This is a genomic window from Acinetobacter sp. A2 (assembly GCF_048537555.1).
Classification (GTDB): Bacteria; Pseudomonadota; Gammaproteobacteria; order Pseudomonadales; family Moraxellaceae; genus Acinetobacter.
Map to the genome: position 1 here is coordinate 2455856 of NZ_CP183239.1, position 13379 is coordinate 2469234.

10 protein-coding genes are annotated in these 13379 nt (G+C 42.1%); 8 read left to right on the forward strand and 2 right to left on the reverse strand.

What is annotated here, in order from left to right; all coding sequences use genetic code 11:
• Positions 1-8: 8 nt before the first annotated feature.
• Both clpP and tig read right to left on the reverse strand, forming a co-directional pair.
• Complete coding sequence (gene clpP / locus ACNS8M_RS11610; RefSeq protein ID WP_419224823.1) at positions 9-614, reverse strand: ATP-dependent Clp endopeptidase proteolytic subunit ClpP; 606 nt, start codon at positions 612-614, stop codon at positions 9-11.
• 190 nt (positions 615-804) lie between these two features.
• Entirely contained in the window at positions 805-2136 is a 1332-nt protein-coding gene (gene tig, locus ACNS8M_RS11615) for a trigger factor (RefSeq protein ID WP_168417894.1), read from the reverse strand.
• A gap of 265 nt (positions 2137-2401) precedes the next feature.
• On the opposite strand from tig, the gene ACNS8M_RS11620 reads away from it, so the two are divergent.
• The 8 genes from ACNS8M_RS11620 to ACNS8M_RS11655 all read left to right on the forward strand — a co-directional run bounded on the left by ACNS8M_RS11620 (position 2402) and on the right by ACNS8M_RS11655 (position 13365).
• A complete protein-coding gene (locus ACNS8M_RS11620; protein WP_419224824.1) occupies positions 2402-4534 on the forward strand; it encodes a TonB-dependent receptor domain-containing protein in 2133 nt (710 codons plus the stop codon).
• A 292-nt stretch (positions 4535-4826) separates the two neighbouring features.
• Positions 4827-7061: a catecholate siderophore receptor Fiu gene (locus tag ACNS8M_RS11625; protein ID WP_419224825.1), complete on the forward strand. Its 2235-nt coding sequence runs from the start codon at positions 4827-4829 to the stop codon at positions 7059-7061.
• A 159-nt stretch (positions 7062-7220) separates the two neighbouring features.
• Positions 7221-7904 carry a Fe2+-dependent dioxygenase gene (locus tag ACNS8M_RS11630; protein WP_180111551.1) on the forward strand — a complete coding sequence of 228 codons (684 nt, stop codon included), beginning with the start codon at positions 7221-7223 and terminating at the stop codon, positions 7902-7904.
• On the forward strand, positions 7901-9001 hold the full coding sequence (locus ACNS8M_RS11635) for an alpha-hydroxy acid oxidase (RefSeq protein WP_419224826.1): 1101 nt from the start codon (positions 7901-7903) through the stop codon (positions 8999-9001). The genes ACNS8M_RS11630 and ACNS8M_RS11635 overlap by 4 nt, the downstream gene beginning before the upstream one ends.
• Positions 9002-9236: 235 nt before the next feature.
• A complete protein-coding gene (leuA, locus tag ACNS8M_RS11640) occupies positions 9237-10934 on the forward strand; it encodes a 2-isopropylmalate synthase (protein ID WP_416718788.1) in 1698 nt (565 codons plus the stop codon).
• Between the two features lie 93 nt (positions 10935-11027).
• Entirely contained in the window at positions 11028-12188 is a 1161-nt protein-coding gene (gene metX / locus ACNS8M_RS11645; RefSeq protein WP_168417888.1) for a homoserine O-succinyltransferase MetX, read from the forward strand.
• Positions 12188-12781: a methionine biosynthesis protein MetW gene (gene metW, locus ACNS8M_RS11650; RefSeq protein WP_104852562.1), complete on the forward strand. Its 594-nt coding sequence runs from the start codon at positions 12188-12190 to the stop codon at positions 12779-12781. Before metX ends, metW begins: the two co-directional genes overlap by 1 nt.
• Positions 12778-13365 (forward strand): tetratricopeptide repeat protein, encoded by a 588-nt coding sequence (locus ACNS8M_RS11655; RefSeq protein WP_104852563.1) that lies wholly within the window; start codon positions 12778-12780, stop codon positions 13363-13365. Before metW ends, ACNS8M_RS11655 begins: the two co-directional genes overlap by 4 nt.
• Positions 13366-13379 lie beyond the last annotated feature (14 nt).

Here is a 13379-nt window from a genome sequence, read left to right on the forward strand (position 1 = left end):
TTTAAAACTTATGGACGTTTTGTTAAAACTTCATCCACAAGACCGTATTCCTTCGCTGCCTGTGCAGTCATGAAGTTATCACGGTCGGTATCTCTTGCGACAGTTTCATAGTCCTGACCACTATGTTCTGCCATTAAACGGTTTAAACGCTCTTTAATGAATAGAATTTCACGTGCATGAATTTCAATATCAGATGCCTGACCACGGAAACCACCAAGTGGTTGGTGAATCATGACACGCGCATTTTCAAGACAGTAACGCTTACCTTTTGCACCTGCGTTGAGCAGGAAAGCACCCATAGATGCTGCTTGTCCCATACAGTAAGTCACAACATCAGGCTTAATAAATTGCATGGTATCGTAAATTGCCATACCTGCAGTCACTGAACCGCCTGGTGAGTTAATGTATAGGTGAATATCTTTATCTGGGTTTTCTGCTTCTAAAAACAACATCTGCGCCACAATTAAGTTGGCCATATTATCTTCGACTTCACCAGTCAAAAAAATGACACGTTCACGTAAAAGACGTGAATAAATATCAAAAGAACGCTCACCACGAGAGGATTGTTCAACCACCATGGGTACTAAAGCATTTTCAATTGTTGAAACATACATATGGTTATTTATTCCTAAATTCTTGTGACACGACTCATGTTCACAATATGAGGGATAATTGTCTAAATTGCAAAATATTCACAGCTTAAATCGTAGATATTTTGAGTTAAATGTTGTCGATCTGTGAAAAACCCAAAAACTGCGATGCAATAAAAAAGGCGCACAAAGCGCCTTTTTTACCTAAAGCCAATTAGCCTTGTTGACGAGCTTGTTGCTCTTTCAATAAGTCTTCATAGCTTACAGATGTATCAGTCACTTTTGCAGAAGCCAAGATGTGATCTACAACCTGATCTTCTAAAACAACTGCTTCGATTTGTGAACGCTGTTGTTTGTCATTTTTGAAGTATTCAATTACTTCGTTTGGATCTTCATAAGAAGAAGCCATATCTTCGATGTAAGCATCTACACGTGCTTGGTCAACTTCAAGTTTAGCATCTGCCAATACTTTGCTAACCAATACGCCTAGTTTTACAGATTTTTCAGCTTGTTCTTTGAACAATTCATCTGGAAGCATGCTTGAGTCAAATGCTTTTGCACCTTGCGCACCAAACTGCTGAGTGAATTGCTGAATCATTTGCTGACGTTGACGGTCAACTTCTTGAGCAACCATCGCTGCTGGAAGTTCAACTTCGTTTGCAGCAACTAGAGCATCAAAAGTTGCGCCTTTCACTTGGTTACGTAAACCATTTTTCACTTCACGTTCCATGTTTTTACGAACGTCAGCTTTTAATTTGTCTACGCCATCTTCTTCAGAAATACCGAAGATTTGTAGGAATTCAGCATCAATTTCTGGAAGTTTTTGCTTTTCAACAAGTTTCACAGTGATTTTAAATTGAGCTGCTTTACCTGCAAGGTTTGCTGCTTGGTAGTCTTCAGGGAAAGTTACATCAATAACTTTCTCTTCGCCTTTTTTCATGCCCACGATGCCATCTTCAAAACCAGGAATCATGCGACCAGAACCAAGTACTAGTTTAAAGTCTTCAGCAGCACCGCCTTCAAACTTCTCGCCATCTACAGTGCCTTCAAAGTCAAAAGTCACTTGCATGTCTTTTTTCGCCATGCCTTTGGTTTCTGCCCAAGAAGCACGTTGCTTTTGAAGATTTTCAAGCATTTGCTCAACGTCTTTGTCGTTCACTTCTGAAGACTTACGTTCAACTTCTAAACCTTCAAATTTCACTTCAACTTCTGGATAAACTTCAACAGTTGCTTCGTAAACTAAAGCGTCGTCTTTCATTTCAGTTTTTTCGATGTTTGGCATACCAACAGCGTTGATTTTTTCTTGTTGGATTGCTTCAAAAACGGTGTCACGAATAATGTCGTTCACCACTTCTTGATAAATACCCGCACCGTATTCACGACGAACAACGTTTACAGGCACTTTACCTGGACGGAAGCCGTTGATCTTCACAGTTTTGGCAGTGCGTTTCAAGCGAGCTTCAAACTGCTCGTTAATACGGCTCGTCGGTACAGATACATTTAAACGACGGGCAACGCCCGAAACCGCTTCAGAAGTTACTTGCATGGCTTCCTCGATATAGTTAGTAATAACAGTTTATAAAAAAGTGCCACATTATATGACAACATTAAAGGATATACAAAATACGTTCTGATCTCGACTGAATTTTTTTAATCGGCACGCTATTTTCTGTAAATTTTCAACTTTGTGTATATTTCTTGTTGTAAATAAGAATACTTATCATTATTATTAGCCAACTCCTTCATGAATGATTCTAATTACTATATAGGTCTGAATTAGGATCATTGATTCATATTAGAGATATAATTTTATGGCTAAGTTCAACCTACACCCGCTGTGTCTTGCATTACTTGGGGCAACATCTACTGCTGTTTTCGCAAATACCTCTACCGATGCGACTTCAACCCACCAACTTTCCACAATTGTGGTTTCAGCGGCAGGTTTTGAACAAGAGCTAAAAAATGCACCCGCATCTATTAGTGTGGTGACCAAAGAAGATATTGAAAAGAAAAATGCCACCAGCATTGCTGATTTATTAGCAGATGTTCCGGGTATCGACGTGCGTAATGGCGTTGGTAAAACGGGTGGATTAAATGTCAGCATGCGTGGTATGAAAGCTTCTGACACCCTGATCCTAATTGATGGACGCCGTCAAACGACAGCTAGTGATAATATTATGCCTAACGGCTTTGCTGAAGCAGCGACAAGTTTCATGCCACCACTTTCAGCAATTGAACGTATTGAGGTCATCCGTGGACCAATGTCTACCCTGTATGGTTCAGATGCCATGGGTGGTGTAATTAATATTATTACTAAAAAAGTATCTGATGAATGGAATGGCAACGTTACTGTCAGTGGTAACGTGATGGAAAATAATGACGAAGCTGACTCTTGGAAAACAAGCTTCTTATTGAACGGCCCACTATTAAATGAAAAATTAGGCCTGCAACTTCGTGGCAGCTATTACGATCGTAATAAATCTGAACGTATTGGTGAAGGCACTTCCCGAGATCCGCGCCCAACAACAGCTGAAAACTACGATATTGGTGCAAAACTGACTTTCCAAGCAGATAGTCAAAACTCTCTTTGGTTAGATAGCTTTCAATCTTCTCAAACTTATGACAATACCGATAACCGTTTAGGCACACAAGATAATGCACAAAAAGCCAGTGGTTATAAAAATGAGCTGGAATTCTCACGTAACCAAGTGGCTATAGGTCATGAAGGTGACTATAGTTTTGGTCTATGGAAAACTTATATTAGCCACTCAGAAACTGAAACAGAAGGAAGAACACTACCAACTGAGGCTTTCCCAAAAGGTAGTACCGACCCATTAATCGGCTCTGACCGTACTTTAAAAAGTACTGACCTTGTAGCAGATAGCCATATTATTTCACAGCTTGGTGGCCATAAAGTTACTGCCGGTTTAGAATTTAAAAACTCAGAAATTGAAGATAATATTGCCCAGCACATTACAGGCAAAAATAAATTCGACAAGAATTCTTGGGCTATTTATGCAGAAGATGAATGGCGACTCACTGATCAGCTAGGACTAACATTTGGTGGTCGTTACGAGGATCACTCAGGTTTTGGTGGTCATTTCAGCCCACGTGCATACCTAGTGTGGAATACCAATGATATTTTAACCATCAAAGGTGGTATCACTACAGGTTATAAAGCTCCTACCGCTAAAGATCTCGAAAACGGCTTGATTGATATGAGTGGTCAAGGCTCAACTTATATTTTTGGTAATCCAGACCTAAAGCCAGAAACATCTACAAACTATGAACTTGGCTTTAATCTTCAACCAAATGATCAAATTAACTTTACTGCAACGGGCTTTTATAACCAGATTGAAGATGCAATCGTAAGCAACGATTTATCTGGACAACCAATATGCCCTGTCACAAACTGCTCACAAGACATCAATGCTCAAGAAGCGAAAGTCTACGGTGCGGAAACGACCCTTCAATATAGTATTATTCCTGAGTGGGATATTAAAGCGGCTTACACTTATACAAAAAGTGAAATTACTGATGGTGAAGATGAAGGCCTGTACTACAACAACAATCCTCGAAATGCATTTAACTTAACCTCAACATGGCATGTTAATCCAGCACTTGATATTTGGTTGCAACATGAGTACAAGTCAAGTCGTACACGCTTTTCAAGCATTCCGACCTCTGGAGATAACCTAGAAGTCTACAAAATGTATGGCAATAAATTCGCCGGATATAACCTATTTAATTTAGGTACAAGTTATACAGTGAATGATCAATTGCGCCTGAATATGGCTGTAAACAACCTGTTAGATAAAGATTTTACAGAACATCAAACCAATAATGGTGTTACGGGCTATAAATACTTATCTACGGGCCGTAGCACTTCTGGTACTTACCTCCCAGGCCGCAACTACTGGTTGTCTATTTCTTATGACTTCTAAGTCTTAAACTTCATCTCAAACCCTGCTTCGGCAGGGTTTTCTGTCTTTACTCCCAAGCCTTTCACGTTTACATCGTTTTATTAAATAAAAATATTGATAATGATTATTATTTTCAAATAAGAGTTAAATAAAAGCACCATTCCACACATTGTTGTTGATAATGATTCTCAATACAATTAGCAACAATTGTTATAGACGTCATAACAACAACTTCACACTTTATTCATTTTGAACTAAAAACGCTGAATAAAGCGTGGCCTCCTGTTGGTTTACATTTAGGGAAATACCATAAATGGCACAGATCAAAAGCCGCAAACACAATCGCTCTGCGCAACTGATGGCTTTAGCCGCCTCTCTTCCACTACTTGCACATGCCGCAAGCCCTGAAGATGACGTCACCCACTTACCCACCATTACGGTTAAATCGGAAGCCGAAAGCAAATACAAGGCAGACAGTTTAAGCTCTGCAAAATACACACAGCCTTTACTCGATACTGCACAAACCATATCTGTAATTAAAAAAGAAATCTTACAGGAGCAAGGTGCGACCTCGTTAGTTGAAGCCTTACGTAACACCCCAGGCATTACCCTGCAACTTGGTGAAAATGGTAATACCAGTGCAGGCGATGCCTTCCAAATGCGAGGTTTTTCTACCCAAACCTCTACTTATGTCGATGGTATTCGCGATTTAGGTGCTATCAGCCGTGATGTCTTTAACCTTGATCAAATTGAAGTGGTCAAAGGCCCATCAGGTTCAGAAGCAGGTCGTGGTGCGGCTTCGGGTTATATCAATTTGGTGAGTAAATTACCGCAAAGTGAAAACAGTCAGGAAATTTCTGCCAGCTATAACACCGCAGAACATGCTCGACTGTCTGCAGACATTAACCAAGTCATCAACCCCAATACGGCGTTTCGCCTGAACGTGATGGGGCAAGAAGGTGGTGTGGAAGGACGTGACTATATCGAAAATAACAGTTATGCCATCGCTCCTTCTCTTGCTTTCGGATTAAACACGGCCACTCGTTTATATTTGTATTCTCAACACATCAGACAGCGGAATATTCCAGATGGTGGTATTCCAACAATCGGCATGATGGGCTTTTATAACTCAGACTCGCTGTTAGCGACTGCACCTAAAGTCAATCGGGAAAACTTTTATGGTCATGTCAATGACTATGAAGATGTCGATGCAGATATGTTTACGGCAAAAATTGAAAGTGATTTAACAGATCGACTCAAACTGACCAATATCACCCGTGTAGGCAAAACGCAGATGAATCGGGTGCTGACAGGGATCAATACAGGTTCCAGTGGTTTAAGAACCAATGGTTCATCTGACCCAGCACAATGGGAAGTGAATCGCTCCCGCCAAGGCGTAGATCAGGAAAATAAGATTCTGGCTAACCAAACCACTTTAAATTTCGATCTACAAACTGGCGCTGTTGAACATGATGTTGTTGCAGGTATGGAGTTTTTAAAAGAACAGCAATCCAGCAAACTGTTGGCCACACAATTGCCAGGTGAAGCGACCGTCAATACGCCTTGGGCCAATCTTTATCGACCTGACCGCAATCAAGCCATGCCAGCGCTTATTTATAATGGCGGTTATACCAATGGTGAAACCCAAACTGCCGCAGCTTATTTATTCGATACTTTAAAATTTGGAGAGCGTTTCCAACTGAACGGCGGTGTTCGGGTCGATTATTATGAAACCGATTATCAAGGGCTTACTCTGCCACGCGGAGGGAATGCCTTGGTCGCCAAAAACCTCAGTACGCACGATACATTGTTAAGCTGGAAACTTGGCGGTGTGTATAAACCTACTTTAAATAGCAGTGTTTATGCATCTTACGCAAAATCACTGACTCCACCAGGCAGTGCCAACTTCACGCTGTCTGAATCAGGCAATGATGCGATTAATGCGCAGCCTCAAGAAACCCATCATTATGAGTTGGGTAGCAAATGGGAGTTATTGCAAGGCAAACTTGCTGTAGCTGCTGCTGCGTATCGTACAGAAAATGAAAATCAATCGACCATTGATCCGATTTCCCAGCTTGCCGTGCAGGAAGGCAAAAAACGTGTCGATGGTGTTGAGCTAAGTGCTGTGGGTCAAATTACCGATGCCTGGAATATTTCTGCAGGCATTGCCCACATGAAAGTTAAACAACTGAATCAACGCTCATCGAGTAGCACAACATTATCTGAACGCTGGTCACCTGAATGGACTGCAAGCTTATGGTCAACCTACGACTGGGCAGGCTTTAAATTTGGTTTAGGCGCTCGTTATGTTGATGAACAAAAACGTGTAGTCACTGACAGCACCGCACCTGCCAACATGCCGAATATTCCAGGCTATGTTGTCTTTGATGCCTTAGCAGGCTACAACTTTAACAAGCATGCTTCACTAAATCTTAACCTCTACAACCTTGCCGATAAAGAATATATCAGCACCCTTAACAATGGTGGTGGTCGTGTGGTTCTTGGACAGCCACGCTCGGCAACTCTTAGCTTGAATTACAAGTTCTAAGCAATTGCAATAAATCTATAGCGTAGCTCAAAAGAGGCTATATAGATTGGTTCGGGTGATGTGTCGCTTTCATAGCACAGATCGCTCGAACTTTTAATACTGAACCATAATGTCGAGTATTCAATTTTTTGAATTATAACTTTCACAGGAAGAATCAATATGATGCTTCACATTCCTAACGTACTCAGTAAAGTGCAAGTCCAGCAAATTCGGGCTGAGTTAGACAGTGCATCGGCTTGGCAAAATGGCCAATTCAGCGCAGGCGCGCAAGCACAAAAAATTAAACAAAATTTGCAGTTTGATCCCAAACATCCGAGTTATGCAGCACTGGCGCAAGAAATACTCAGCGCTCTCAAACAACAGGCTTTATTGCAGTCATTTGCCTTGCCGCTGCATATGCTTCAGCCGATGTTCAATTGTTATCAAAACACAGGAACTTATGGCAATCATGTCGATAGTGCTGTGCAATATTGTGCGCAGGCGCAACGTCCGATTCGTACTGATGTTTCTATGACTTTATTTTTAAGTGAACCTGAAGAATATCAGGGAGGTGAACTGATTATTGAAGACAACTATGGAAGTCATGAAGTTAAACTCAGTGCGGGCGATGCGATTGTGTATCCTGCGACCAGTTTACATCGGGTTGAACCAGTAACAGTAGGCCAAAGAATTGCGGCATTTACTTGGTGTCAAAGTATGGTGAAAGATGACTGGCAGCGCAGTATGTTGTTCAATTTAGACATGACCATTCTGCAATTACGTCAACAACTTGGTGATACCGCAGAAGTATTGTCCCTGACTGCGCACTATCACAATCTGATTCGTCAATGGAGTCAATTATGAATACCGCACCATTGGCAGCCTTAAACCATATTCCCCCACATTTACAAACGATTGCCGACTATCAAAAACAGGCACAACTACATTTGGATACAGCCACATGGGCCAATTTAGAAGGCGCTGCGGGCGATGAATACAGTCTAAATAATAACCGGGCTGCTTTTGCCAATATTCAATTATTACCACGTCACTTAAATTCTTTTAAAGGTGCCAATACGCAGATTCAACTTTTAGGCAAACACTATCCACACCCGATTTTTTTAGCCCCCGTGGCTTATCAACAGCTATTTCATCCGCAGGGGGAAATTGCCACAGCGCAAGCCGCTGCCGCCCTGAAAGCGCCCATGATTCTCAGTCATTTAAGCACCACCTCAATGGCAACGCTTGATCAGGTTTCTTCTGCTCCAAAATGGTTTCAGCTATATTGGCAAGGCAGCCATGAAGCCGCTTTGGATTTGATTTTTCAAGCCCAGCACTATGCTTATCAAGCCATTGTTCTGACTGTAGATGCTCCCCACATGGGTATTCGAGATCGTGAACGTCGTGCTTACTTTCAGTTACCCGCACATATTCAGGCAGTGCATCATCATCCTATGAGTACAGCAACGCTCAAGGACAATCAGCATGCTCTATTTGATGGCTTAATGCAGCAAGCCGCCACATGGGAAGATATTGCTTGGCTAGTCCAACACAGTCCACTCCCTATTTTACTCAAAGGTATTTTACATCCTGCCGATGCACAACAGGCGTATCAATACGGCGTACAAGGGATTATTGTGTCTAATCATGGTGGTCGAGTTTTAGATACCACGGTCAGTCCAATTCAAGTTTTAAGCACGATGCGAAAAATTTTACCGCACGATTTTCCTATTCTATTGGACAGCGGTATCCGTCGTGGCACAGATATTTTTAAGGCATTGGCCTTAGGGGCCAATGCAGTATTAATTGGACGGCCATATATTTATGGCTTGGCAGTTGCAGGTGCACTAGGGGCAGCGCATAGCATCAAGCTCTTAAAAGAAGAATTTGAAGTGAGCATGGCACTTATGGGAACAAGCCGCATTGAACAGATTAACGATAGTTATATTTATCAGAAATAAAACAAATAACAGAAAAAATTTTCACAGCTAAGGCTATATTTGTAAAAAACAGGGAATTATTACCCTTGCAGATCGATTAACATACAGATATTGGTTTACAAGTGCCATGATTCGACTTTTAGCGATAGTCTCCTGAAAACAACTTGTAAATTGATAGAATAGACACAATCTATATTTATAGTAAGTTGCCGTTATCCACGACCGATGCAACCGCTACTATTCAAGGAGTTTTCACATGATGTTGGCAGATCCAAGCAAAAAATACCGTCGTATGTACCAGCGTGTCAACTTACCAGACCGCCAATGGCCAAATAACGAAATTACCAAAGCGCCAATCTGGATGAGTACCGACCTACGTGACGGTAACCAAGCGATCTTTGAGCCAATGAACATTGAACAAAAATTCAAAATGTTCCAAATGCTTGTGAAAATTGGTTTTAAACACATCGAAATTGGTTTCCCATCGGCATCTCAAGTTGACTTCGATTTCACGCGTAAATTGATTGAAGAAGGTCATATTCCAGATGACGTGTATATTGAAGTATTGGTACAAGCACGTGACCATTTGATTGCACGTACTTTTGAATCTTTACAAGGTGCAAAACGTGCAATTGTGCATATTTATAATGCCAACTCGCCTACCTTCCGCCAAAAAGTCTTGAATGTAGATGTGGCGGGTGCCAAACAATTGGCCATCAACGCTGCAACCAAAGTAAAAGAATACGCAGCGAAGCAACCTGAAACTGAGTGGGTATTCCAGTACAGCCCAGAATGTTTTACTGCAACTGAATTAGAAGTCGCAAAAGATGTTTGTGATGCGGTAACTGAAATTTGGGAAGCATCGCCAACCAATAAAGTGATTTTAAACTTGCCTGCAACAGTGGAAGTGTCTACACCAAACGTGTATGCAGACCAAGTTGAATGGATGCACCGTAACATTGAGCGTCGTGATGGCGTGATCATTTCAGTACACTGTCACAATGACCGTGGTTGTGGTATCGCTGCTTCTGAATTGGCAATCATGGCGGGTGCAGACCGTGTAGAAGGTTGTGTATTTGGTAACGGTGAGCGCACAGGTAACGTAGACGTTGCTGCGATTGCGTTGAACATGTACACCCAAGGTGTTGCACCAGAGTTGGATTTCTCAAACATCAACGAAATTATTGCAACAGTTGAAGAATGCACAGGCTTGCCAGTACACCCTCGTCATCCGTACGCAGGTGACTTAGTCTTTACTGCATTCTCTGGTTCACACCAAGACGCAATTAAGAAAGGTTTTGAGTTCCAGAAAAACGAAGAAATTTGGGATATGCCTTACTTACCAATTGACCCGAAAGATTTAGGTCGTGACTATGACGCAGTGATTCGTGTCAACTCACAATCGGGTAAAGGCGGTATTGCTTACTTGTTAGAATCGAACTACAACGTGACTTTGCCGCGTCGTTTACAAATCGAATTCTCGCAAATTGTGCAACAACGTACCGATGAACAAGGTACAGAAATTAGCGCAAGCGAAATCTGGAACTTGTTTAAAGAAACTTACGTTGCGGTAAAAGATGCGCAATATGCAACGCAAAACTACAAATTGTCTGATGAAAATGGCAATCAAGTCATTGAACTAGATGTTGTGGTAAACGGCGAAACGCAGCACTTGCGTGGCGAAGGCAATGGTCCAATTTCAGCAATTTTGAATGCATTGCAATTGCCAATTGATGTCTTGAACTATGAAGAGCGCAGCATTAGCTCGGGCGCACATGCAAAAGCGTTGGCTTTAATTGAATTGCAAGTGAAAGGTACAGGTAAATCTGCCTTTGGTGCAGGGGTACATGACAACATTGTGACCTCATCAATTGATGCGATCATTGCTTGCACGAATCGCTTGATTGAACAAGGCGTATTAAGCACGGATCAAGTGGTTGCTGCCGCAGTTTAAAGCGCTGCAAACGCATAAAAGCATTTTGAAAAGGATACCCCAAGTGGTATCCTTTTGTTTATTCATCCTCAGGATTTAAGGCGAATTATTCCCGTGTCTTTTCCAGCTGACTCAGTAGGCATTGTTGTTCCAGAAAAGTTCCAATTTGAAGAACCCCTAGAGCTCGAATGTGGCCGTGTTCTACCCCGCTTCGAACTGATGGTCGAAACCTACGGCACGCTTAATGCCGAAAAATCCAATGCAATTCTGATCTGTCATGCGTTGTCAGGACATCATCATGCTGCAGGTTATCATCATGCCGACGATAAAAAAGCAGGCTGGTGGGATGCCTGTATTGGCCCGGGAAAAGCCATTGATACCAACCACTTTTTTGTGGTGGCCTTAAATAATATTGGCGGATGTAACGGCTCGACTGGCCCAACATCGCCAAACCCTGAAAATGACAACCGCCCTTATGGCCCAGATTTTCCATTGGTCACTGTGCGCGATTGGGTCAAAACCCAAGCCATGCTATCTGACCGTTTAGGCATTGAAGTCTGGTATTCAATTATTGGCGGCTCTTTGGGTGGCATGCAGGCTTTGCAATGGTCGGTTGATTATCCTGATCGTCTTAAAAAATGTGTGATCATTGCCAGTGCACCTAAATTGTCTGCACAAAATATTGCCTTTAACGAAGTCGCGCGTCAGTCAATTTTATCTGACCCAGATTTTCATCACGGCCGTTATTTAGAACACGACAGCTACCCAAAACGTGGATTGATTTTGGCGCGCATGGTTGGACACATCACTTATTTGTCTGAAGAAGCCATGAAACAGAAATTTGGTCGTGACTTAAAATCTGGCAAGTTTATGTATGGCTTTGATGTCGAGTTTCAGGTCGAAAGCTATTTACGCTATCAGGGCGAACAATTTAGCCGTAATTTTGATGCCAATACCTATTTAATTATGACTAAGGCACTGGATTATTTTGATCCTGCACGTGAATACGAACAATCCTTACAAAAAGCCATGGCGAACACAAAATGCAAGTTTTTAGTGGTGTCTTTTACCACCGACTGGCGTTTTAGCCCTGAGCGTTCGCAGGAAATTGTGGATGCCTTAATTAGCAATCATAAGCCTGTCAGCTATTTAGATATTGATGCCGAACAAGGACACGATTCGTTCTTGTTCCCAATTCCACTATACGTGAAAGCCATGCGTGCATTCTTGGGTGGAACAGAACATCTTCAAGCAACCCCACAGGAGGCCGTGTAATGCGTCTTGATCAGCAACTTGCCGAAAAGTGGATTAAACCGAATTCTAAAGTACTCGATTTAGGTTGTGGCGATGGCGAACTGTTGGCTCACATGAGCAAACAGCATAATATTCGTGCATACGGATTAGAAATTGATCAAGAAAAGATTGCAATTGCGATCAGTCGCGGGTTAAATATCATCCAACAAGACTTGAATTTGGGGCTTAGCCGCTTTGCCGACCAGTCTTTTGACTATGTGGTCATGGCTCAAGCCTTGCAAGCAGTAGATGCACCTGACGTATTATTAAGAGATATGGTGCGTGTGGCTAAACAGGCAATTATTACCTTTCCAAACTTTGCGCATTGGAAGACTCGCTCTTTTCTCGCCTTAAAAGGAAAAATGCCTGTTTCAGACGCATTACCTTATATGTGGTACAACACCCCAAATATTCATTTATGTACGTTTCGTGATTTTGAGGCACTTTGTGCCGAAAATAATATTCGCATCATTAACCGACTTGCCGTGAATGGGAATCAACAAGATAGTTTACTCAGTAAGCATCTGCCTAATTTGTTTGGTGAAGTCGCAATTTATCGAGTGAGCGCTCTATGAAAAAACTATTATTAAGCACCACGCTATTGGTTGGACTGTTGAGCATTCAAGCCCATGCAGATTATGTTCCACCATCGTCTGTAGCAAGCCAAGCAGCACAATATTCTGTGATGGATATTAACGGCTTAACGAAAGCAGCCAAAGCAGGTCAAGCAGGCGCACAATTTTACTTAGCGACTAAATATCAACAAGGTAAAGACGTACAGCAAGACAGCCGTCAAGCGTTTGCTTGGTACAAAGCTGCGGCAGATCAAGGTTTATCTGCAGCGCAATTGAATGTAGGCCGTATGTTGGCAGATGGCATTGGCACGAAAAAAGACGAAGTCTTGGCACGTCAATATTTTGAAAAAGCAGCCAGCCGCGGCGACAACCGCGCAAGCTTTAACCTTGCCATGATGGAAGAACAAAAGAAAAACTATATGGGCGCATATCAGTGGTATGAATTATCTACCCGTGATGGCATGCTCGATAACAAAGTGATTTCTTTGTCTGAAGGTAAGAAAACTGCATTGGCAGCGAACTTGACCCAAGAACAAATTCGTCAAGCACGTGACCGCGCTGACAAATGGATTCAAGCACAATAAATTTAATCTCGCTT

Excerpts from the sequence above, each read along its gene's own strand:
- clpP (WP_419224823.1), bottom strand. The coding sequence starts at position 614 with ATGTATGTTTCAACAATTGAAAATGCTTTAGTACCCATGGTGGTTGAA.
- tig (WP_168417894.1), bottom strand. The coding sequence starts at position 2,136 with ATGCAAGTAACTTCTGAAGCGGTTTCGGGCGTTGCCCGTCGTTTAAAT.
- ACNS8M_RS11620 (WP_419224824.1), top strand. The coding sequence starts at position 2,402 with ATGGCTAAGTTCAACCTACACCCGCTGTGTCTTGCATTACTTGGGGCA.
- ACNS8M_RS11625 (WP_419224825.1), top strand. The coding sequence starts at position 4,827 with ATGGCACAGATCAAAAGCCGCAAACACAATCGCTCTGCGCAACTGATG.
- ACNS8M_RS11630 (WP_180111551.1), top strand. The coding sequence starts at position 7,221 with ATGATGCTTCACATTCCTAACGTACTCAGTAAAGTGCAAGTCCAGCAA.
- ACNS8M_RS11635 (WP_419224826.1), top strand. The coding sequence starts at position 7,901 with ATGAATACCGCACCATTGGCAGCCTTAAACCATATTCCCCCACATTTA.
- leuA (WP_416718788.1), top strand. The coding sequence starts at position 9,237 with ATGATGTTGGCAGATCCAAGCAAAAAATACCGTCGTATGTACCAGCGT.
- metW (WP_104852562.1), top strand. The coding sequence starts at position 12,188 with ATGCGTCTTGATCAGCAACTTGCCGAAAAGTGGATTAAACCGAATTCT.
- ACNS8M_RS11655 (WP_104852563.1), top strand. The coding sequence starts at position 12,778 with ATGAAAAAACTATTATTAAGCACCACGCTATTGGTTGGACTGTTGAGC.